24 protein-coding genes are annotated in these 22,138 nt (G+C 42.1%); 4 read left to right on the forward strand and 20 right to left on the reverse strand.

Annotated elements, in window-relative coordinates; genetic code table 11:
• Positions 1 to 11: 11 nt before the first annotated feature.
• The 9 genes from HNR44_RS12525 to HNR44_RS12565 form a co-directional block, all read right to left on the reverse strand.
• Positions 12 to 956, reverse strand: coding sequence for a YybS family protein (locus HNR44_RS12525; protein WP_184404631.1), 945 nt, complete (start codon positions 954 to 956; stop codon positions 12 to 14).
• Positions 957 to 1,403: 447 nt separating this feature from the next.
• Positions 1,404 to 1,631 carry a 30S ribosomal protein S18 gene (rpsR, locus tag HNR44_RS12530; protein WP_184404632.1) on the reverse strand — a complete coding sequence of 76 codons (228 nt, stop codon included), beginning with the start codon at positions 1,629 to 1,631 and terminating at the stop codon, positions 1,404 to 1,406.
• Positions 1,632 to 1,671: 40 nt separating this feature from the next.
• Positions 1,672 to 2,151: a single-stranded DNA-binding protein gene (gene ssb / locus HNR44_RS12535; RefSeq protein ID WP_184404633.1), complete on the reverse strand. Its 480-nt coding sequence runs from the start codon at positions 2,149 to 2,151 to the stop codon at positions 1,672 to 1,674.
• A 29-nt stretch (positions 2,152 to 2,180) separates the two neighbouring features.
• Positions 2,181 to 2,468 carry a 30S ribosomal protein S6 gene (gene rpsF, locus HNR44_RS12540; RefSeq protein WP_184404634.1) on the reverse strand — a complete coding sequence of 96 codons (288 nt, stop codon included), beginning with the start codon at positions 2,466 to 2,468 and terminating at the stop codon, positions 2,181 to 2,183.
• 359 nt (positions 2,469 to 2,827) lie between these two features.
• Positions 2,828 to 3,169 carry a hypothetical protein gene (locus HNR44_RS12545; protein ID WP_184404635.1) on the reverse strand — a complete coding sequence of 114 codons (342 nt, stop codon included), beginning with the start codon at positions 3,167 to 3,169 and terminating at the stop codon, positions 2,828 to 2,830.
• 8 nt (positions 3,170 to 3,177) lie between these two features.
• On the reverse strand, positions 3,178 to 4,317 hold the full coding sequence (locus tag HNR44_RS12550; protein WP_184404636.1) for a ParM/StbA family protein: 1,140 nt from the start codon (positions 4,315 to 4,317) through the stop codon (positions 3,178 to 3,180).
• Between the two features lie 324 nt (positions 4,318 to 4,641).
• Entirely contained in the window at positions 4,642 to 5,742 is a 1,101-nt protein-coding gene (ychF, locus tag HNR44_RS12555) for a redox-regulated ATPase YchF (RefSeq protein ID WP_184404637.1), read from the reverse strand.
• A gap of 13 nt (positions 5,743 to 5,755) precedes the next feature.
• A complete protein-coding gene (locus tag HNR44_RS12560; RefSeq protein ID WP_184404638.1) occupies positions 5,756 to 5,953 on the reverse strand; it encodes a DUF951 domain-containing protein in 198 nt (65 codons plus the stop codon).
• 129 nt (positions 5,954 to 6,082) lie between these two features.
• On the reverse strand, positions 6,083 to 7,105 hold the full coding sequence (locus HNR44_RS12565) for a YkvI family membrane protein (RefSeq protein WP_184404639.1): 1,023 nt from the start codon (positions 7,103 to 7,105) through the stop codon (positions 6,083 to 6,085).
• Between the two features lie 125 nt (positions 7,106 to 7,230).
• Here HNR44_RS12565 and yyaC point away from each other — a divergent pair, with 125 nt between their 5' ends.
• The gene (gene yyaC, locus HNR44_RS12570) at positions 7,231 to 7,884 is read left to right on the forward strand and encodes a spore protease YyaC (protein WP_246407370.1); all 654 of its coding nucleotides are present in this window, start codon (positions 7,231 to 7,233) and stop codon (positions 7,882 to 7,884) included.
• 22 nt (positions 7,885 to 7,906) lie between these two features.
• Here yyaC and HNR44_RS12575 read toward each other — a convergent pair whose 3' ends face one another.
• The 3 genes from HNR44_RS12575 to HNR44_RS12585 form a co-directional block, all read right to left on the reverse strand.
• A complete protein-coding gene (locus tag HNR44_RS12575; protein WP_184404640.1) occupies positions 7,907 to 8,611 on the reverse strand; it encodes a DUF554 domain-containing protein in 705 nt (234 codons plus the stop codon).
• A gap of 92 nt (positions 8,612 to 8,703) precedes the next feature.
• Entirely contained in the window at positions 8,704 to 9,561 is an 858-nt protein-coding gene (locus HNR44_RS12580) for a ParB/RepB/Spo0J family partition protein (RefSeq protein WP_184404641.1), read from the reverse strand.
• Positions 9,554 to 10,315, reverse strand: coding sequence for a ParA family protein (locus HNR44_RS12585; protein ID WP_184404704.1), 762 nt, complete (start codon positions 10,313 to 10,315; stop codon positions 9,554 to 9,556). Before HNR44_RS12585 ends, HNR44_RS12580 begins: the two co-directional genes overlap by 8 nt.
• Before the next feature lie 425 nt (positions 10,316 to 10,740).
• On the opposite strand from HNR44_RS12585, the gene HNR44_RS12590 reads away from it, so the two are divergent.
• Positions 10,741 to 10,881, forward strand: a complete 141-nt coding sequence (locus tag HNR44_RS12590) for a hypothetical protein (RefSeq protein ID WP_184404642.1) — start codon at positions 10,741 to 10,743, stop codon at positions 10,879 to 10,881.
• A gap of 22 nt (positions 10,882 to 10,903) precedes the next feature.
• Here the strand turns inward: HNR44_RS12590 and noc are convergent, their stop codons facing one another.
• From noc to rpmH, 8 genes are all read right to left on the reverse strand, one after another.
• The gene (gene noc / locus HNR44_RS12595) at positions 10,904 to 11,776 is read right to left on the reverse strand and encodes a nucleoid occlusion protein (RefSeq protein ID WP_184404643.1); all 873 of its coding nucleotides are present in this window, start codon (positions 11,774 to 11,776) and stop codon (positions 10,904 to 10,906) included.
• A 179-nt stretch (positions 11,777 to 11,955) separates the two neighbouring features.
• Positions 11,956 to 12,666: a 16S rRNA (guanine(527)-N(7))-methyltransferase RsmG gene (gene rsmG, locus HNR44_RS12600; RefSeq protein ID WP_184404644.1), complete on the reverse strand. Its 711-nt coding sequence runs from the start codon at positions 12,664 to 12,666 to the stop codon at positions 11,956 to 11,958.
• 100 nt (positions 12,667 to 12,766) lie between these two features.
• Positions 12,767 to 14,665 (reverse strand): tRNA uridine-5-carboxymethylaminomethyl(34) synthesis enzyme MnmG, encoded by a 1,899-nt coding sequence (gene mnmG, locus HNR44_RS12605; protein ID WP_184404645.1) that lies wholly within the window; start codon positions 14,663 to 14,665, stop codon positions 12,767 to 12,769.
• 64 nt (positions 14,666 to 14,729) lie between these two features.
• A complete protein-coding gene (gene mnmE / locus HNR44_RS12610; RefSeq protein ID WP_184404646.1) occupies positions 14,730 to 16,106 on the reverse strand; it encodes a tRNA uridine-5-carboxymethylaminomethyl(34) synthesis GTPase MnmE in 1,377 nt (458 codons plus the stop codon).
• A 293-nt stretch (positions 16,107 to 16,399) separates the two neighbouring features.
• On the reverse strand, positions 16,400 to 17,032 hold the full coding sequence (jag, locus tag HNR44_RS12615) for an RNA-binding cell elongation regulator Jag/EloR (protein ID WP_184404647.1): 633 nt from the start codon (positions 17,030 to 17,032) through the stop codon (positions 16,400 to 16,402).
• A gap of 2 nt (positions 17,033 to 17,034) precedes the next feature.
• Complete coding sequence (gene spoIIIJ / locus HNR44_RS12620) at positions 17,035 to 17,799, reverse strand: YidC family membrane integrase SpoIIIJ (protein WP_184404648.1); 765 nt, start codon at positions 17,797 to 17,799, stop codon at positions 17,035 to 17,037.
• A gap of 46 nt (positions 17,800 to 17,845) precedes the next feature.
• Positions 17,846 to 18,190, reverse strand: a complete 345-nt coding sequence (gene rnpA / locus HNR44_RS12625) for a ribonuclease P protein component (RefSeq protein WP_184404649.1) — start codon at positions 18,188 to 18,190, stop codon at positions 17,846 to 17,848.
• Between the two features lie 219 nt (positions 18,191 to 18,409).
• Positions 18,410 to 18,547, reverse strand: coding sequence for a 50S ribosomal protein L34 (gene rpmH, locus HNR44_RS12630; protein ID WP_184404650.1), 138 nt, complete (start codon positions 18,545 to 18,547; stop codon positions 18,410 to 18,412).
• A gap of 616 nt (positions 18,548 to 19,163) precedes the next feature.
• Between rpmH and dnaA the strand changes: the two genes are divergently transcribed.
• Both dnaA and dnaN read left to right on the forward strand, forming a co-directional pair.
• Positions 19,164 to 20,528, forward strand: a complete 1,365-nt coding sequence (gene dnaA, locus HNR44_RS12635; RefSeq protein ID WP_184404651.1) for a chromosomal replication initiator protein DnaA — start codon at positions 19,164 to 19,166, stop codon at positions 20,526 to 20,528.
• A gap of 324 nt (positions 20,529 to 20,852) precedes the next feature.
• Complete coding sequence (gene dnaN, locus HNR44_RS12640; protein WP_184404652.1) at positions 20,853 to 21,992, forward strand: DNA polymerase III subunit beta; 1,140 nt, start codon at positions 20,853 to 20,855, stop codon at positions 21,990 to 21,992.
• Positions 21,993 to 22,138: the final 146 nt, after the last annotated feature.

Genomic DNA, 22,138 nt, shown 5'->3' on the forward strand with positions numbered 1-22,138 from the left:
TTACTCAACCCCTAATTCTTATCAGACTTGATTCGATCTTTTAAATTAAAACCGATATCCAAAATACCGAGAATCCGTACAAACGTTGAGACAAGTGGAAGCATCATCCCTGGAAAGAGGATCAAGATCGGAAGTGCCTTTGTCATTTTCCTTACATGAACAAATTGGAACATCACTGATGCACCTTGAATGATCATGGCGATTTCGAGTAAAGGAACAATATTAGACACGATCATATGCATGGTTGTGCCTTGATCATCCAAAACAGCCAGTCGCAGTATAATTCCAATTAGATAATACCAAAGAAAAACTCTCGGTAGTGACCATAATCTGATCGGAGGAAATCGATATTGTCCATCAACAAGCCTTCGCAAAATAGGATGAGCAAACGCTTGTGTCAGAAACGCATAGCCAGCCCCTGTTACGATCATGATCAAAGGAGCAATTTGCGGTATGAAATCGATCAACTCACGATACATGTTCAGTTGTTCTTCATTGGTTTCTTGGCCGAGTGAGGTTAGGATCTGTTCAGCCGAGGCAACAGACTCTTCCATCCCTGATGCCAGTACTTCAAATGGATGTACATCCAGGATCAAAATCGAACCCACGAACAGAAGCCAAAGAGTAAAAATATAACTCAAGCTTCCCGCAAAAAGTGTCTGAAAGGCCGAGCGTTTCTGGTAGTAACTAAAGCCTACCACATAACCCCCTACGGCAAAGAGGAGCACAAGCGGTATCGAAAATGGAAATCCGATTAATAAACTAACAAATATACTAACAGCAAGTACTAACGCTCCAGGTTTGGGCCCAAAACGCAGTGTATAAATGAGGAGGGGCATCGGAAGAAGCCAGACGGATATAACCCACAAAGCAGGTATATAAATAGTTGCTGCCATTAAAATTGCAAAAAGTGCAATCATGACCGCTCCTTCGGTTACCTTTCTTGATTGATTCATTTAGCCACCCCTTGGAACTCACGTACTTTTCTATAAGAGGATGTTCAAAAAGTCCGGTTAAACTTCCTCGAAAAAGAAAATCACTTCTTCATCGTGCGAGGAGGATTCGAGAGCCGCCAAATTTCTGCGTCAGCACGTACCAGAATCGTACGCTTCGATGCTCGAGACAGGCTTCCTTGCACTTCTCGGCTCTTTTTGTCCTTCTTTTTGAACACGCACTATAATTTATTCTTTATGGTTCACTCGTCCATTGTAGCCCATACGCCAATAAAATGAAAGATTGAGCATTACTCCGAAAGTACAATGAAGGGACAGAAAGCTTTGATTGCGCCTTCTCTTATACAATAAACACGAAAAACACTGCCAGCAATAATTAGCTGGCAGTGCAACAAAACAAGAAAATGCAGGGAATTCACCATTTAGGTGAAAGCCTTAGCATCTTGTTGCTTATACCTCTTTAGCATACGGGAGAAGTGCTGCTTGACGAGAACGTTTAATTGCGATTGTCAATTTACGTTGATATTTCGCAGAAGTTCCTGTTACCCGTCTTGGCAAAATCTTTCCACGTTCAGAGATGAACTTACGAAGAAGATCAACATCTTTATAATCAATTTTTTGGATCTTGTTCACAGTAAAGTAACATACTTTTCTGCGTTTGCCCCTACGACGTGCCATGAGGTCTCCCTCCTTCCACTGATAAATTAATTAGAGGTGTTTAGAATGGTAAATCGTCGTCGGATATATCGACCGGCTTTCCATCATTGGAAATCGGATCTTCATTTAAGTTGGACGTGTTTCTTTGCGGTTCTTGACTAAAACCATAGTTCCCTGAGCCACCCATGCTCTGATCAGAATCTCCCCGATTTGCGGTAACATTGCGAGGTTCTAAAAATTGCACGCTTTCAGCTTGGACTTCAACGACGTTCACACGCCGCCCTTCCTGATTCTCAAAGCTGCGACTTTGCATCCGGCCATCTATGCCAGCCAAACTCCCTTTTTTCAAATAGTTAGCTACGTTTTCCGCTTGCTTTCTCCAAACAACACAGTTTAAGAAATCGGCTTCCCGCTCCCCGTGCTGATTGGTAAACGGACGATTAACAGCAATGCCGAAGTTTGCTACCGCAACACCGTTTGGCGTATACCGCAATTCAGGATCACGAGTGAGACGTCCAACGAGTACGACGCGATTAATCATTCCAAACCCTCCCCTTATTTGAAAATCGATTAGTCATCATCACGAACAACGAGTGTGCGAATAACTTCGTCCGATAGTTTAACACGACGGTCGAATTCATTCACAGCTGCGGCTGTTCCTTGAACAGTTAATACGACATAATATCCTTCACGGTAATCATTGATTTCATAAGCGAGACGACGTCTCCCTTTCTCATCAACATCCGTAACTTCTGCCCCGTTATCAGTGAGGACTTTATTAAAGCGCTCGATCGTTGCTTTGATGGCATCCTCTTCCAATGTAGGATTCAAAATGTAAAGAATCTCGTATTTACGCACGTGGTCACCTCCTTTTGGTCTTAACGGCCCCTGTCACAACAGGAGCAAGGAGCAAAACTGGGCAGCGCCCTCTATTTACTCGCAATATAGTATTGTAACAGGAACGTTACTCATACACAATAGCTTGGACAAATTTCATCTTAATACGATCAAATGTTCCTATATTATAGCATGAATAAAACAAAAAGCAAATAAAACCTCTTCTCTAAACTCTATCGAACATAAACATTATTCTATAAATGCTAATGACAAAGATATACGGTGTATTTTGAGCAGAACTCCTGCAATTTTATCCCCGAATCCAAAAAATAAAGGCATAAGCTTGGTGTTCACACCTGCTCATGCCTTTTGCGATTCCCTTATCTTCTGTTAAAAATAGCTTTATCATCAATCCCAGAGAAAAGGTCATCATCTACTTCTTTCTCTTGGTCAGATGCTTGATTTGAAGAGGTCGATGGCTTTCCATGGCTAGGTGGTCGCTCAACTTTGCCACTTGTCTCCATAGCGTTCATGAATTGAATCAATTCCTTTGAGACTTCAATATCACGAACATCGACGTTACCAAATCTCTCCTGCATAATCTGCACTAAAAAGGATAGAGAATCTCTAATGTTGGATTGTGCATCTAGCCAATCGTTGATAGCTTCTGGATGCCTTTCGGTGCCAATTTTCCAAGTATACGTTACTCGCTGTTTACTCATAATACCACCTATTTATTATAGAGAAGTCTCTCATTTAAAACTTTTAAACCTTTCACATTCATGTTTACCGCATATTCGCTCGGGATCCAAATCACTTCAATCTTAGCTTCATTGGCATAGTCTAGAAGCTCTTCATACAAATCACCATAAAATTGTATGCTTCCTCCTCCATATACCATGATTTTATCAACTCTACCGGCTGTATTCATCGCCCTTTCCTGTATGTCTTCAAGGATGAGCTGAGCCTGTAGGTACCTTGCTTCATCCATGCACTCTACCGCTGTCTCATGTAAATTATTTGTCTCATCATTATAGATGGTCATAAATTGCTGCCGGTTCAAGGAGAGGTGTCCCCCTGCAGCTTCTTTTAGAAGTTTGATTGCTTCTTGTGTAGCATGTCCAACGCCATGCCTGGTTCCATCACAAAGATCAATCACGGCATTTTTTTCTTCAGTGTAGATGTATTCCGTCGTTCCATCCCCGATGTCCGCATGCAGGATATTTTGATTCGCCATATCCTTTGGCTTTGTATTGGGTTCGTATTGTTCGTAGTAATGTTTTAAAATGTCATCCTTAGCGGTTAGTAACGAATAAAGAGCTGGAACACCTTCAGTAGTTACATTGACTTCCTGGAATCGAATCATAACGGTAACGAGTTGATCTCCTACATAAATAATGACGGTATGGGTACGCCCTTCCAACCTTCGTTGCAAATGTTCTGCTTTTTCATTCGTATGTTCAGAGGCAGGAATAGCCGTTGAGAGGTTGCCCTCTACCTCCAAAACCTGAGGTAATTCCTCATGCTGCTCATAATAGGTTTTTACTTCATCCCCGGCGATCATACCAAGACAAACGATAATTGGGATATCATGCTTGTACTTATTTCCAAGTTTAATATTGATATTTTCTACCATGTCGTTAATTTTACTTGCACGATTTCCAACAAAATATGCACCGTTTCTTTTAATTGCATCACTTGTCACATGAATCAATAGCTCATCTTCTATGCGGGCAATGCTTTCCAAAAGATCGGTTTCCGCTGTTTCAGGAATTCGATTCACCCTTTTAACAAGGGATGGTTGCTTTAAGAAACGATCCCCTATGTACATTTTCGTTTCAGAATTTCCAATATCTGCTGCCATTAGCATGCCAAAATCTCTCCCATCTCATATTGTTTTTTGCACTCTTTAAGATTCTTTAAGAATTCTTATTACATCATCCAAAGATCCAATGAGCCATGCCGAGCATTCATTTCCCGGGAAATCTCACACATTAACGCAACAAGAATTCTAAGTGGAATCTTAATACCTGCTTTATGAATCTTTTAGACATCCTTACAAACTATCTTTATCATTAATTATACTATGGAAAAAGGATTGAAGCAAAACTTTGTCAAAGATTGATAGAAATCTGTAAATCCTAGTTAGATATGGAAGCCCTATATCCTAAAAAAAGAGCGGTATCCTCCGCTCTTACACATTAAATCTAAAATAGATAACATCTCCATCCTGAACGACGTATTCTTTGCCCTCCAGGCGAACCTTACCTGCTTCTTTAGCTTTTGGCATTGAACCGTAAGACGCTAAGTCATCATAAGCAACAACTTCGGCACGGATAAAACCACGTTCAAAATCAGTGTGAATCACACCAGCCGCTTGCGGAGCTTTTGTACCCTTGCGAATCGTCCAAGCACGTACCTCCTGCTCACCGGCAGTAAAATACGTGTTTAGCCCTAGCAGCTCATATGCTGCTCGAATTAAACGATCAAGCCCAGCCTCAGCTAAGCCTAGATCCTCCAGAAAAGACTCACGATCCTCTCCATCAAGTTCAGCGATTTCTGACTCGATATTAGCACAGATCGTAATCACTTCTGCTCCTTCAGAAGCAGCTACTTCTCGTACACGTTGCACATACTCATTGTCTTCCTCATGGAGAAGATCTTCTTCGCTTACGTTAGCCACGTATAAAATAGGCTTCATAGTTAACAGTTGGAAGCCTTTCGCGATTTTGTGCTCATCTTCATCAAGTGTAACGCTACGCGCGGGCTTCTCAGCTTCCAATGCCTTCACTAATTTTTCCAAAACAGCATGTTCGGCAAGCGCATCTTTATCCTTTGATTTCGCCTGTTTTTCCACCTTTTCCATCCGTTTCGTGACCGTTTCAAGATCAGCCAGAATGAGCTCCAGATTAATCACTTCAATATCTCGAACTGGATCAACGCTTCCGGACACGTGAGTAATGTCTCCTCCTTCAAAACAGCGGACGACATGGGAAATCGCATCCACTTCACGTATATGGGAAAGAAATTTATTCCCTAGCCCTTCGCCATGACTGGCTCCTTCAACAATCCCCGCGATATCAGTGAATTCAAAAGCGGTTGGGGTTGTTTTTTTGGGATTGACAAGTTCTGTTAAGACTTGTAAACGTTCATCAGGCACTTCAACGATCCCTACATTCGGGTCAATCGTAGCAAAGGGATAATTGGCAGCTTCAGCGCCTGCTTGTGTAATAGCATTAAATAACGTGGACTTGCCAACATTGGGCAACCCCACGATGCCTGTCGTTAAAGCCATCGTATTCACTTCCTTACTCTGAATCAGTTTCCAGCACTTTTTTCAATTTACGGGTAAACGTCCTGCGCGGAATCAAGACACTATGCCCACAACCTTGACATTTAATGCGAATATCCATCCCCATCCGAATAATCTTCCATCGGTTGTTCCCGCAAGGGTGGGGTTTTTTCATTTCCACAATATCGTTCAGTTGGAATGACTTGTCCGACAACGTTCCCGCTCCTTTCTATACGTACATAATTCTTTTTATCAATGAGAAGAAGCCTTCATAGCAGAAGGCATGGTGTATTATATCATATTAAATAAAGAAAAGGGAGAACTTAGCCCTTCTCTCTTTCTCTTATTTTTGCTGCAAATTGTCGGATATAAACGGATAAAGGAGAACCGCTCCGAGTAAATAAAGGTTGACGACTCCATAAATCGGGTAAAGGAAGGAAACTAGTGTTGAAAAGCCGAATATCGTCATCGGCAGCAATGGAAGGATAACTAATATGGTAAGGAGCCATCCAGGCCCATTGATCAGTCGGCGGAAACGGCTAATTAACCCAAGAATATTTGCTGCTGCTGTAGTAAATATTGCAGTAAATAAAAGGATCGTCATGGCAAAAATGAGAATCGTTGGATAAGAACTAAGGATAGAAAACAAAGGAATTTCATAAAGTAAAATATCATCCGCAACGACGAGCAAGGACTGATTGTACAAATAAGAAACACTCCCAAGTAAAAGCCCGCTGCCAACCGTCGCAATCCAAATTTCAGCTTCATGTTGAATTTTATTCCCAATGACCGAAAGCACAGCAACAATAGGAAGTAAGTTTAATGCCGTAAACGTTAAGGCTGAAGGCCAGTTTGTTTGTGCTCCCCATTCAAAAACGAATCCTCCCTCACTCGACATTTGAAAAAGAATCAAAATCGCAATGAGGGATATGATCAATGTCGGAGTAAGAATATTATTTGCGGATGTTAGTCCATCCAGATCCCATATAAACAAGACAATGAGTAAAAGACACATCATCGATACACCCATCCAATAAGGAAGCTCAAACGTCTCTAATGTCGCCCCTCCACCGGAAATCATAATACCAGTTGTCGTCAGCAGGTATAAAATGATGAGCGTATCGTAAAATTTTGAAAGACGTGTCCCTAATAACCTCTGCAAAACGCTCACATAATTTTCTGCTCTTAGATCAATACTAATCTTCAAGATAATTGTTGAACTGAGCGTGAAAAGAATGCTGAATAATATTATAGCGGCAACACTGTCTGCACCAAAGAATTGCCATATTTCCCGCCCAGAAGCATAACCGGCACCGATCATCGTACCTGTAAGTAAAAACATCCATTTTAAACCACGTCCGACCATCGACGTCTCTCCCTTGTCCATTTAATAAAGAAAAATGGTTTACCATTCTTTAGCTGTTGAACCATACGTATAGAACAGCAAACTTTCCCTTATACTGGGACTAGTATGATAAAGGAGAGAAAGGTATGTTTAATCCAAAATCTTTTTTTAAGGATCAGAATTTTCAATACCAATGTCATGTAGATGATGAAATGATGATCAAACCCCTTGCCGAGCAATTTTTTCAAAGGCTAAGATTTTTACCTTCAAACAAAGAAATTGTTTTGATTTGTATCGGAACCGATCGATCCACCGGGGATTCATTTGGCCCCTTGACAGGTACGATGGTAGATGAAAATAGTCCGAATAGACTCATCGTTTATGGTACGCTTTCAAAACCTGTCCATGCCTTAAATTTGAACGAAACACTACATCAGATTAACGCAAGTCATCACCAACCGTTCATCGTGGCGATGGATGCGAGTATGGGTAAACCTCAAAATATAGGGCGGATTACATTCGCTTCCGGACCGGTTCGCCCTGGAAGCGCGGTGAAGAAATCACTTCCCGACACGGGTGATATGCACATAACAGGAACCGTAAATGTAGGCGGAATGATGGAATTTTTCGTGCTGCAAAATACACGGCTGCACCTCGTCATGAGAATGGCGGAGAGAACAGCAGAAGCTTTATTACAGGCAGATCGATGGCTTCGGAAACCACCACAGGCCATGGCCTCGCGCCGACGCCCCATGACTCAGCCGGCTGCTCGGGAAATGTCCGCTCCATCTAAAGAATAGGGGGTGGGCATTTCAGTTGGGATCATAATAGATACATGCCACCAGTAATAACAAATACGACTAGTATCGCCGGCAATAAATTTGCAACTTTAATATCGACAATTCCCAGAAGGCGTAGCCCGATTGCTACAATCATAATTCCACCAGCAGCAGTCATCTCCGTGATGAACATTTCTAACAACGGATCGGGAACCACACGGTTTATTTGACCAGCTAACAGTGCAATGGTTCCTTGATAGAGAACAACTGGTACCACTGAAAACATGACACCGATCCCAAGCATTGATGTAAAAAAGATCGCTGAAAAACCATCAAGCATGGCTTTTGTGTACAGTAAATGGTGATCGAGCCTGAGTCCACTCTCCAAGGCTCCTAAAATTGCCATGGCGCCAACAACAAAAACAAGGGAAGACGTGACGAAGCCCTTTGCAAACATTCCTTCGCTTTCCGACTTGCCAACCCTATTTTCGAGCCATGTCCCAAATGCATTCAAACGATCCTCAATTCGCCACCATTCCCCAAGAACACCACCGATCACCAGACTAGATATGGTGATCAAAAATTGATCGCTTTCTAGCCCCATATTAATGCCTAAAAGAATGATCGAAAGGCCGATCGCTTGCATTACAATTGTTTTCATCCGCTGAGGAATTCTTTTCAAAAACATACCTAATGAAGCCCCGAGGATAATGGCAAGGCCGTTAACCAAAGTACCCACTAGTACCATTCTTACTATCTCCTGTCTGTCTAATAGTGCTCAACTTTTCCCCGACAATTTTACCTTCTAATCAAAAAAGAACCATCTATGTTCGCGATGGCCTAATTTGACTCCTGATCAAGCAGCTCCATGATTCTTTCCAGATCTTCATCCGATAAAAATTCAATTTCAATTTTACCTTTCTTTTTCCCCTTTTTAATATTAACGGATGTTCCAAAGTAGGTCTGTAACGAATGTTCTTGCTGTCGAATGTACGCTGATGAAGGTTGTTTCTCTTTCTTTTTCCGTTTTTCGACGAGTCCACGGTCATTCAGACGTTGCACCAGCTCCTCGGTTTGCCTAACATTCAATTGTTGTTCCTTCACCGCCGTAACCGCAGTGGGCATTTGTTCGTCATGCTTCAGACTGAGCAAAGCGCGGCCGTGCCCCATTGATAATTCCTGATCACCGATCTCCTTTTGAATCGTCTCCGGCAGATGCAGCAAACGCAAATGATTGGCAATATGGGGGCGGCTTTTGCCTAGTTGTTTTGCCAACTGTTCTTGCGTAATATCAAAATGCTCCAGCAATTTCGCATACGCTCGTGACTCCTCAAGAGGATTAAGATCTTCCCGTTGTAAGTTTTCAATTAACGCAATTTCCATCATACGTTCGTCAGTCAATTCCTTTACAATTGCCGGGACAACCTCAAGACCACAATCCTGAGCTGCTCTAAAGCGTCTTTCTCCCGCGACGATCTCATAGCCTTTAATACTTTTTCGTACGATTAAAGGCTGCAAAATGCCATTACGCTCTATCGATTCACGAAGATCAGCAATTGCCTGCTCATTAAAAACCTTCCTTGGCTGATAAGGATTGGCACGCAAATCCTTTACTGGGACATTTTGAATGGCTTCTTCGTTTTTCTCCCCTTCCCTTGGGAAAAAAGCATTCAATCCTCTTCCTAATCCTTTAGGCACCTGCAACCACTTCCTTTGCAAGTTCTAGATATACATTTGCTCCCCGTGATTTTGGGTCATATAGAACGATCGGCTTCCCATGACTTGGTGCTTCCCCAAGTCGAACGTTTCTTGGAACGACCGTTTGAAACACTTTATCTCTAAAATATTTCTTCACTTCATCAATGACCTGTACACCCAAATTTGTACGTGCATCAAGCATTGTTAGTAGTACTCCTTCAATTTTTAGATTCGTATTTAGATGCTTTTGCACGAGTCGAATCGTATTTAATAACTGGCTAAGTCCTTCAAGTGCATAATATTCACATTGTACTGGAATGAGCACTTCTTGTGCTGCAGTCAAGGCATTAATCGTCAATAGACCTAGGGAGGGCGGACAATCAATAATAATGTAATCATACTCATCCTCGACTTCACTCAACCCTTTTTTCAATCGTATTTCCCTTGATATTGTCGGAACAAGTTCAATTTCAGCACCAGATAATTGTATGGTTGCTGGCAGGACAAACAGATTTTCAACGGTCGAAGGATAAATAAGATTCGGAGTATCCACGTCTTCAACGAGTAAATTATAAACACAGGCATCGACATCCCCTTTCTCAATGCCTGTTCCACTCGTGGCATTCCCTTGTGGATCAATATCAACGAGCAATACCCGGTGACCAATATATGCCAGACACGCACTTAAATTTACGGCGCTAGTTGTTTTTCCGACGCCGCCTTTTTGATTTGCAATGGCCATGACTTTCGCCAAAATGCCCACAACCTTTCCTTCGCGGTTGCTATATACCTGTACCATTTCCGCGGAACTCATTCATGACATTATGTAACTTCTATTCTAGCATGTTTCGTATAAGAGCGTATTCAAAAAAGAGGCCTAAAACACCTGACGCTTCGCGGGCCCCACTGAGGATGAAAAGCAAAAAGCCGATGAGGTCGAGAAGACGTACTTCGGGCATCCTGCTTGCACCATGAAAACATTCACTTCTCACCAAGAAAAAGCGAGTTACTTTTCCAAGGAACGGATCATAAGCTGGGATCCTCGCAAACGATTCCTCGCACGAAGAAAAAATGGTTCTTTTCGAGGTTATAAGCAGTACGATAAAGAGATACGACGGCCATTTTTCCCAGGCTTTTTGAACATCCTCTATAAGCAAATGTTAAAAAGGGAGATAAAAAGTGTCGAACCCCATCGAACGTGATATTGCTATACCGCTCAAAGATAAGAGGCTAGAGATATCAATTAGAGAAGAACATGACTTAGCTGACGTTCTCTGGCACATGATTTTCCAGGAATTTATCATGCTATATGTAAATTAATCTACCATCCCATCATGATAGATTAATTTTTCGGTATACGAATCGTAAATTGGTAGTAATCCTCATGTTCTTCTTCATAACGATCGACATTCATTCCCGATTTCTCCACCATATCGAGTGATTGCCGGATCGTATTCATGGCAACGCGCATATCTTTAGGGAAATGTTGCTTTTTTGAACGTTTCTTCTCCTGTTTTTCGTTCACGCCTTCGAGCCATTTCTTCGCATAGGCTTCCGTCTCTTTCACACTTAATGAATGCTCGATTATGGCAGAAAGCAACCTTAATTGTAAATCATCATCCTTTAGACGGATAAGAGCCCGTGCATGTCGTTCAGAAATATCACGATTAAGTAGAGCATTTTGTACTTCTTCAGGCAAGGCTAATAACCTGAGCTTGTTGGCAATCGTGGACTGACTTTTTCCTAATCTTTGTGCTAAGCTTTCTTGCGTTAGATCATGCCAGTGAATCAGCTGCTCGTAAGCACGTGCCTCTTCAACTACAGTTAATTCTTCTCGTTGTAAATTTTCAATGAGTGCTAGAGATGCTGTTTGGGCATCATTAAACTCTTTGACAATGGAAGGTATCTCGGACCAGCCCAGTTTTTGAGCTGCGCGCCACCTTCGCTCTCCGGCGATGAGCTCAAAGTGTTCTTCCCGTTGCCTTACAACAATAGGCTGAAGCATGCCATGGGTTTGAATCGTTTGGGCGAGCTCTTCTATGGTTTCTTCTGCAAAAATGGTACGGGGTTGAAACGGGTTTGGCACGATATCAGTTATGGTTAATAAGCGAACTTCCTCGTTACGACCAGCGCCCACATCCTCTTTACCTTTTGCTGAATCGCCACTTTTCACTTCATCACCTAAACCGAACAAGCGTTGAATCGAATTTTTCACCGTCTCTCCCCCTTTTCTATCAATACACTTACAATATATTTTATCATGTGAAGAAGATTTGTCTACGTCATTGTTTAGAGGACATGTTCTAAATGGGAGACAAAAAGCGTCGATGTGACCCTAAACCCTGTCCTGTACGTTCGAAATTCAACGAATCTTGTTTATAGCTGTTAAAGAATTTATTGTAATGGCTTTTTTTCAATTGTGCCAGCTTTTCTGGGATAAGCTTTCGGGGTACCTTTCGTTTTCCCGATCACATAGACCCGGCGGTCACTCGCTTCTGTCGGCAATTCAAAATAATGTTGATCTATTTCCCCGCCATTCAGCGTTTGAATGGCTCCAGCAGCCGCTATTTTCTCTTCTTCCCCGCTTTTGCCTTTCATTGCAATCCAAACGCCATTGGTTCGCGTAAAAGGTAGACAAAGTTCTGCCAATACTGGCATTTTTGCTACCGCTCGTGCAATGACTACATCGTAATGGTCACGATGATTGACTTCTCTTGCCGCATCTTCAGCACGCATATGTATGACATTCACGTTTTCAAGTGCTAATTCCTTCACGAGATGTTGGAGAAACTGAATACGTTTTTTGGTTGCATCAATCACAGTGAGTTGTAAATGAGGAAAGCATATCTTTAAAGGGATTCCGGGAAAACCCGCGCCTCCGCCAATATCAGCAAGCGTGGACACATTCATAAACGGGTAGCAGCAAGATGCCAACAGTGAATCATAAAAATGTTTTTCATACACTTCATATTCCTCGGTGATTCCAGTTAAATTCATCTTCTGATTCCAAGCAACGAGGGTTTCATAGTAAGTTGAAAACTGTCTCTCCTGGGTGTCATCAAGCGTGATATTAATGTCCCTTAACCATCTTTTCCAATCTGTCAACGACCGTACCTCCTTTGAAAATTAATCCCGGAAGTCATAAAAATATCCCCACGAAGGGAAAAAAGCAGGCCGTTACAAGGGTCAGCCTGCTTTTACCGAGTTACAAAGATGAAGCTTCTTTCTCTGACATTTGCCTTCCCTGCTCGATATAAACGAGAAGGATCGAAATGTCTGAAGGATTAACGCCCGAAACCCGAGATGCTTGCCCAACCGATAAAGGACGAACCTCTTCTAATTTTTGACGGGCTTCCATAGCAAGTCCGGTGATCGAGCTGTAATCGATCCATTCCGGGATCCATTTTTCTTCCATCTTTTTCATTCTCTCTACTTGTTCCATCTGCTTTGTAATATAACCTTCATATTTCGTCTGAATTTCCACTTGTTCTTTTACGTCCGGGGCCAATTCTACTTCAGCTGGAGTAATAGCCTCAATATCTTGATATTGTACCTCCGGTCTCTTCAAAAGTTGAACAGCAGTAACCGCTTCTTTTAAAGGAGCTGACTCTTTCTTTTCAAGCATCGTCTGTACGCTTGTATCTGGTTTAATAATGACGTTCTGCAAACGCTCACGTTCTGCTTCTATTTCAGCATTTTTGTTTTCGAAATCCCGAAAACGTTCATCGGAAACGAGTCCAATCTCATGGCCTAATTTTGTTAAACGTAAATCGGCATTATCATTCCGTAACAACAGACGATACTCTGCTCTTGACGTAAGCAAACGGTATGGTTCATCCGTTCCTTTCGTAACGAGATCATCGATCAAGACGCCGATATATGCATCCGAACGATTCAGGATGATGCCTTCTTTACCCTGGACTCGCCTTGCAGCGTTGATGCCAGCCATAATCCCTTGTCCGGCTGCTTCTTCATATCCGGAGGTTCCATTGATTTGACCTGCGGTAAATAAACCAGGGATTTTTTTCGTTTCAAGGGTTGGCCATAACTGGTTAGGAACGATTGAATCATATTCAATCGCATAGCCTGGGCGCATCATGCGAGCATTTTCCAAACCTTTGATGGTTTTTAGCATCTCATGTTGCACATCTTCCGGTAATGATGTCGACAATCCTTGGACATAGACTTCCTTCGTATCCCGTCCTTCTGGCTCCAGGAAAATCTGATGTTGCGATTTATCATGGAAACGAACGACTTTGTCCTCAATAGAGGGGCAATAGCGTGGCCCTGTCCCTTCCATCATGCCCGAATACATCGGTGAACGCTCCAGGTTTCCATTAATTAACCCATGTGTGCCATTGTTTGTATACGTAAGCCAACAGGGCAATTGATCAGTAATATACTCCATCGTTTCATACGAAAAAGCCCGAGGTGTTTCATCGCCCTCTTGAATTTCTGTTTGCGAGTAATCAATGGATTGACCATTGACACGCGGAGGTGTACCGGTTTTAAAACGGACCATTTCAAACCCTAGTTCACGAAGATGATGAGATAATTGCACAGATGGCTGCATATTGTTCGGGCCGCTTTCATAAGACAGGTCACCGAGGATAATTTTTCCTCGTAAATACGTTCCTGTTGTAACAATCACCGATTGTGCCCGGTAATGGGCCCCTGTATTCGTTACAACACCTTTGCAGACACCCTCTTCAACGATGAGCGACTCAACTAACCCTTGACGAAGCGTTAAATTTTCTTCATTTTCCAAGGTGTTCTTCATTTCCTGTTGATATTGGAATTTATCAGCTTGAGCCCGCAACGCTCGTACAGCAGGACCTTTTCTCGTGTTTAACATCCGCATTTGGATATGGGTTTTATCTATATTCTTTGCCATCTCGCCACCAAGTGCATCAATTTCCCGTACGACAATTCCTTTCGCTGGACCACCAACCGAAGGATTACATGGCATGAAGGCGACCGCATCGAGATTGAGCGTAAGCATTAAGGTGGATGCCCCCATGCGCGCGGAAGCCAAACCAGCTTCTACGCCTGAGTGTCCAGCACCAATGACGATGACATCGTAATTTCCACTTTGGAAAGACATAGTAGACCTCCTTAGCATAGAGAGAGACATATGATGGTCATGCCTTTCTCCCTGTTACATGTGTTTATTTTCCTAAACAGAACTGAGAGAACAATTGGTCAATAAGCTGATCCGGTGCATTCTCTCCGACGATCTCCCCAAGGTGTTCCCAGGCCCTCGTCACATCAATTTGCACCATATCTACAGGCATTTCATTCTGGGCCGCTTCCTGGGCCTCGTTAATCGTTTCTTTTGCCTGGTTCAGGAGAGCGATGTGCCGCGTATTGGAGACATAACTCATTTCTGCCTCTTCCACACCTTGATCGAAGAACAAGTGGGCAATTGCCTTCTCTAGCCCCTCAATACCTTCATCGTATAACAGCGACGTCGTCACAAGGGGCCGATCGCCGACGAGCGCCCGCACTTGGTTCTCGTCAATTTCTTTTGGTAAATCAGTTTTATTCAAAACGACAACAGCGTTGAAATCTTTAATGGCCGAAAATAGCGCTTCATCCTCTTTGGACAACGGTTCATTTGCATTCAGTACGAAGAGGATCAGTTCCGCATCAGTAAGCGCCTGCCGAGAACGTTCAACGCCCAGCTTTTCTACGATATCTTCCGTTTCTCTAATCCCAGCGGTATCGATGAGACGGAGAGGGACACCTTTCACATTAACGTACTCCTCGAGAACGTCGCGTGTTGTCCCAGGTACTTCCGTGACGATTGCACGATTATCCTGTACGAGAGCATTCATGAGCGAAGATTTCCCGACATTTGGCCGTCCAATAATTGCCGTAGCTAACCCTTCACGTAAGATTTTGCCTTGATGGGCGGTAGCAAGCAGCTGATCAATTTCTTGTTGAACCGCGGTAATTTGCTTTTGCAGTCGTTCTAAGGTGACCGATTCCGCATCATATTCAGGATAATCAATGTTTACCTCTATGTGGGCAATCGCTTCTAACAACTGGGTCCTGAGCTTTCTAATTTGTCTGGCCAAGCGACCTTCCACCTGCTGCATGGCAACGTTCATCGCTCGATCCGTCTTCGAACGGATCATATCCATAACACCTTCAGCTTGGGACAAATCAATGCGCCCATTCAGAAAAGCCCGTTTCGTAAATTCCCCCGGTTCTGCAAGCCGCGCCCCTTCAGAAAGGACAAGTTGTAAGACACGATCGGCTGAAACAACACCGCCATGTACGTTAATCTCCACGATATCTTCCCTCGTAAACGTCTTGGGTGTCCGTAACACCGTTACCATTACTTCTTCCACGGTTTCATTTGTGCGCGGATGCACCAAATGACCGTAATGAATGGTATGTGAGTCTACGTCTTGAAGTTTCTTCTTCCCCTGGTAAATCCGGTCCCCAATTTGAACCGCTTCATCTCCGCTCATCCGAATAATGGCGATTGCTCCTTCACCTGGGGGTGTAGAAATCGCTGCTATCGTATCCAACTCCATCTTCTCACCTCTTTTCCGCCAGTTATTCACATCACCATAGGATAACATACGTAGACATAATCACCAAGAAAAAGATATCCACATGTGGATAGGATCCATCCGCGGTCACGGTCCTTAGATATCAAACCGATTCACTCATTTCTTAAAAAAAAAAACACTACCCCACTTTCGATCAGTGAGGTAGTGCTTTTCGAGGGCGTTCAAAAAGGCCGTAAACTTCCTTAAAAATGACGTTTTCATGACGAGGATGGTTACGAATGGACTAGCTTACACCCCGATTTGAACACGCACTTTTATTGATTTTCCTGTCCTTTAGGGGTAATCACAATATGCCGCCGTGGCTCTTTTCCGTCGGAATAAGTGTCGACAGCTGAATGATTTTGTAACGTTTGATGAATTTTTTTTCGTTCCTTCGCCTGCATCGGTTCTAAAGCGACTTTACGATTGGTACGTTTCGCTTTTTCAGCTAAGCGATTGGCGAGTTGTTCCAGCGCTTTTTCCCGTCGTTCACGGTAATTTTCAGCATCAATCTCGATGTGCAGATACTGGTCAGAATGACGATTTGCGACAAGATTTGTAAGGTATTGCAGCGCCTCGAGGGTTTGCCCGCGTTTCCCGATCACCATACCAATTTGATCTCCACTTATATCAAAACGTGCCTTCTGTTCTCCTGCATCAGACGACTCAATCTCCAGGCCAACATCTATGCATCGCAGTACTTCTGCCAGAAAATCTTCTGCCTCTCCGACTGGATTAGGCCTTAATGTTATCTCAAGAATCGCCGGCTTACTGAAAAGGTTCAAGAAACCTTTTTTCGGTGTTTGGATCTCCACGTAATCAACTTGCTCACGACTTGCTTGTAGTTCGTTAAGCCCATTGTCCAACGCTTCTTCAACCGTTTTTCCGGTCACCGAAATGGTTTTCAAGATTACTTCGCTCCCCCCGGATTTGATTTATTTTCTTTTCGTTGTTGAGCTCCTGGCCCCGTAATAAAATACGTTTGTATAATCATAAAGAGGTTACCAACGACCCAATATAATGCGAGTGCTGATGGGAAAAAGAAAGAAAATACCCCAATCATGATCGGCATCATATAGAGTAGAATCTGCATTTGAGGGTTGGCACTCACCATCATCATTTTCTGTTGAACGAAGGTTGTTAACGCTGCAATCAGCGGTAGAATAAAGTCGGGCTGCCCAAGTTGAAACCACAGGAAATCATGGTTAAAAATTTCTTCTGTCCGCATAATAGCATGATAAAAGGCGATTAAAATCGGCATTTGAATAAACAAAGGCAGACAACCGGCAAGAGGATTAATATTCTTCTCGCTGAATAACTTCATCGTTTCTTCCTGCAGCTTTTGTTGGGTCTTTTGGTCCTTTGCACTATATTTCTCTCGTAACTTCAACAATTCAGGCTGCATTTCCTGCATCGCTTTTGTACTTTTTGTTTGTTTGATCATCAAAGGCAAAATTAATAGCCGTAGTATGATCGTAACGATAATAATGGCTAATCCGTAGTTTTCGCCTGTGGCTTCAGCGATCGTTGTAATCAACCAAGAAAGGGGGTAAACGAAAATCGTATCCCAAATACCCTCGGATTCTTCCGTAATTGGTTCATTAATGTTAAAACAACCAGCCATAATGGCTGTTAGCGCAACCAGCATTAAGGCCAGTCCTAATTTCTTTCGCAACTTCTCCATCCTCCTTGAAGATCTAACGCTTCTATGATTTTCCTTCCTAACTTGACTGCCACACCCCTGCTCGTTTACATACATGGGCGAAACTTTTACTTGCCGCATGATAGTCCATGGTTAATAAAGGTTTCCTAGCTATAATAATATAATCCTTACTCGTTTGGATAGTATCTTTATGTTCTTTCATCATTTCCCGGATCCAACGCTTCAGCCGATTCCGGGTCACCGCGTTTCCAACTTTGCGGCCAACTGTTACCCCAAACCTAAAATGAGTTTGGCCGGGCTTATCAACAACATAGATAACAAATTGTCGGTTTGCAGTCGTTGTCCCTTCCTGAATGATACTAGCAAATTCTTTATTATCTTTGATTCGATAAAATTTCTTCATCTATTCCCCATCCTAGATTAACATCCGTGCCCGATACTCTATGTCAATTTGGTTCTCCCCACTTGATCGTTTCGCTGGCGTAGTTACAGGAGGCGGCGCTCGCGAACCAACGAGTGAGGTCTTCACTATAGAGCCCTATTATGTACTCATTTTATATAGATATAAAAACTTACTCTAAAGCTTAAAGTGGAAAAAAAGACCACTGAAGTTACAGTGGTCTTATGCGGAGAGCTTTTTTCGCCCTTTTCTACGTCTGCGTTTCAGTACTAAACGACCGTTTTTCGTACTCATACGCGAACGAAAACCGTGAACTTTTTTACGCTTACGATTATTTGGTTGGAATGTCATTTTAGCCATCGTAAGCCACCTCCCTTATTTTAACCGTAATCAGGCATTCTAAGGAAGTATACAGACTGATCTATAACATTGTCAAGATCAGCTGGTAAACGTTGAACGTTTTTTCAGCAAAACACGTATATGGATAATACTGTGGATAAACTTCGACAAGCGCGAAGAATTTTCGACAAAATTATATACAGGTTTTCCACATATCCTTGTATGTGTATGTTGTGAGCTGTTGATAGCGTCGAATGGTGTGGATAAGTCTCAGATTTCCCGTTGATGCTCCTCTTTATTTTTGATATGATTAACATGTTTGCTGGATAAGCATCTCTCCATTTTCATTCATCCACAATATGTGCACAGTGTGTGGATAAATGTTCACAAGCTCTGTACTTGTTTCTTCACATCGTTGTGAGTGATGCGTATAACTTAGCATAAAACGTGATAATAACTGCTTTAAGCTTGTGGATGAATGATCAAACGGTTTTTATTTTTTATGACAGCATGAGTGGCTTCCTTCTTTTTGAATCTAAAGGTTGGAAGCCTTTCTTACTCTGTTTTTCGTATGTTAGATACGGTGAACCATTGAATTCTCAGGCCTTGAGATTGATAAAGGAGGGATCTGCCTACCTTGGAGCAATTAGCTGAACTCTGGGAACAGACGTTAAATAACATAAAGGAAAGAGTTAGCAAACCGAGTTTTGAAACATGGTTAAAAGCAACAGAACCACTCAAACTTGAAAATGAAACCCTTATGGTCGCTGCCCCAAATGAATTTGCAAAGGATTGGCTAGAAGATCGTTATGCCGAGATCATTTCCACCACCCTGCACGAAATTACTGGAAATATTTATACCGTTAAATTTGTCCTTCCTTTAGAAGACGAATCTGAGCAATCATTGCCTGAAGAAACGAAAGAAGCAGCCCAGAAAGAACAACCATCTCCTGAAGTCAATAAACGACAGGATGTTCCACGAAGCATGCTAAATGATAAATATTCCTTTAACACATTTGTGATCGGTTCTGGAAATCGATTCGCTCATGCCGCTTCATTGGCTGTTGCTGAGGCACCTGCCAAAGCGTACAATCCTCTTTTTATTTACGGGGGGGTTGGTCTTGGAAAAACCCATTTAATGCATGCTATCGGCCATTATGTGATTGAACATAATCCTTCCGCACGGGTCGTTTATTTATCATCGGAAAAATTTACGAACGAATTCATTAATGCAATTCGGGACAACCGCGGCGATAACTTCCGCAACAAATACCGTAACGTCGATGTCCTTTTGATTGATGATATTCAATTTCTAGCCGGAAAAGAACAAACCCAGGAAGAGTTTTTTCATACCTTTAACTCTCTGCATGAAGATGCCAAGCAAATCGTCATCTCCAGCGACCGGCCACCAAAAGAAATCCCCACACTTGAAGATCGCTTACGTTCTCGCTTTGAATGGGGATTAATTACGGATATTACGCCTCCTGACCTGGAAACGCGGATTGCCATTCTTCGTAAGAAAGCGAAAGCAGAAATGCTCGATATTCCAAATGAAGTTATGCTCTATATCGCTAATCAAATCGACACAAATATCCGCGAACTAGAAGGGGCATTAATTCGTGTTGTCGCTTATTCTTCTCTCATTAACGAAGATATGAATGCCGATCTTGCTGCAGAAGCGCTAAAAGATATTATTCCGAGTGCAAAACCAAGGACGATTAGCATCGAAGACATTCAGACTCAGGTAGCTAACTTTTACCAAATCAAGTTAGAAGAGATCACAGCCAAAAAACGTACGAAAACGATAGCCTTTGCCAGACAAGTTGCCATGTATTTATCCCGTGAAATGACAGAATCCTCATTACCGAAGATTGGAGAAAAATTTGGGGGAAGAGATCACACAACGGTCATTCACGCACACGAAAAAATCTCTAAATTAATATCAAGTGATCAACAAGTTCAACAGCAATTAGAGGAGATTACAAATAAAGTCAAACAATAACCGTGGATAAGTCTGCTTTTTTTTATTTACTTACCCACATGTTTATAAACAAGAGATCTATGTGGGTAAAGACGGGATTTATCCTCTTATCCACAATATGCACACACACTACGACTACGACGAATTTTTATATATAATTAAAAGAGTGTTCATTATGAGGAATAGATTTAGAAATGAAGCATGTATTGCCACAAGATGTTATAATTTTGACGATTAAGAGAGGAAACACTGAAACTTGAAATTGTATTCAAAAGTCAAAGTAGGTATTTCCCCAGACTTTTTGAATACCTCTAATACCTCTGTTTTGATGATAGGAGAGGGACTATGCATTTTACGATTGATACCAATAAATTCGTTACTTCTGTTCAACATGCAAACCGAGCCGTAACTTCGAGAACGACCATCCCCATTTTGACGGGTATTAAAATATCAGCGACAACAGAGGGAATCACATTAATCGGCAGTGATTCGGATATATCCATTGAAACGTATATTCCATACAGTGATGAAGAAAGAGAATATATGACTGTTCATGAAGAAGGAGAAATGGTTCTACAAGCCAAATATTTCTCGGAAATTGTAAGAAAAATGCCAGGTGAGACACTGACATTAAAAAAAGATGGTCAAATGGCTGCCACCATTGAATCGGATAGTGTCATTTTTAACTTGAATGGATATGATCCTGAAAATTATCCAAGACTTCCGCAATTAGAAGAAGATCATGTCATTCAATTACCCCAACATTTATTAAAAGATATTATTCGACAAACCGTATTCGCAGTGTCAACACAAGAAACCCGGCCCGTCTTAACAGGTGTCCATTTCGAGATCAAAGATGGCAAACTAACAGCAACTGCTACTGACAGCCACCGTCTTGCAATGAGGACCATTGGAGTTGAGGCCGAAGAAACATTGGAAATCAATAACGTCATTATTCCAGGAAAAAGCCTTGTTGAACTTAGCCGAATCCTGGATGATGCTGAAAACATGATTACCATTGTCGTAACAAGCACACAAGTCCTCTTTAAAATGGAGAACCTGCTCTTTTTCTCCCGTTTGTTAGACGGAAAATTTCCTCTTACTTCGAACATGATTCCATCTGAAGGGAAAACATCAATGACGGTGTCTACAAAAGCACTCATCCGATCATTAGAACGGGCAATGCTTTTATCAAGAGAAGCAAAGAATAATGTGATTCACTTAAGAAGTAACGGTCCTAAAGAGATTGAAATCAGCTCCGTTTCTGCTGAAGTAGGAAAAGTGAAGGAGTCATTATCCACAAGTGATTTTGACGGGGAAGAATTACAAATTGCTTTTAACGGCAAAAACATTTCAGACGCTCTTAAGGTCATTGATAGTGAAAACATCTCGATTTTATTCACAGGGGCAATGAGTCCTTTTGTTGTTCGTCCGATTGATCATGAACAAATGATTCATCTATTCTCTCCAGTTCGTACGTATTAATACACTACAAAGACTCTGATCATATGTTGGTTGGGGTCTTTTCCATTTGTATTGTGAAGTTTATTGGCTTTGTTGCTCATTTTTTAGTAAAATAGATAGTGGAGCCAAATGTACGTTATGAAATGTTAATCTGGGAAGGTTGAAAG

Origin of the sequence: Geomicrobium halophilum, from assembly GCF_014207655.1 — a bacterium.
In the GTDB taxonomy this organism is placed as follows: Bacteria; Bacillota; Bacilli; order Bacillales; family Marinococcaceae; genus Geomicrobium; species Geomicrobium halophilum.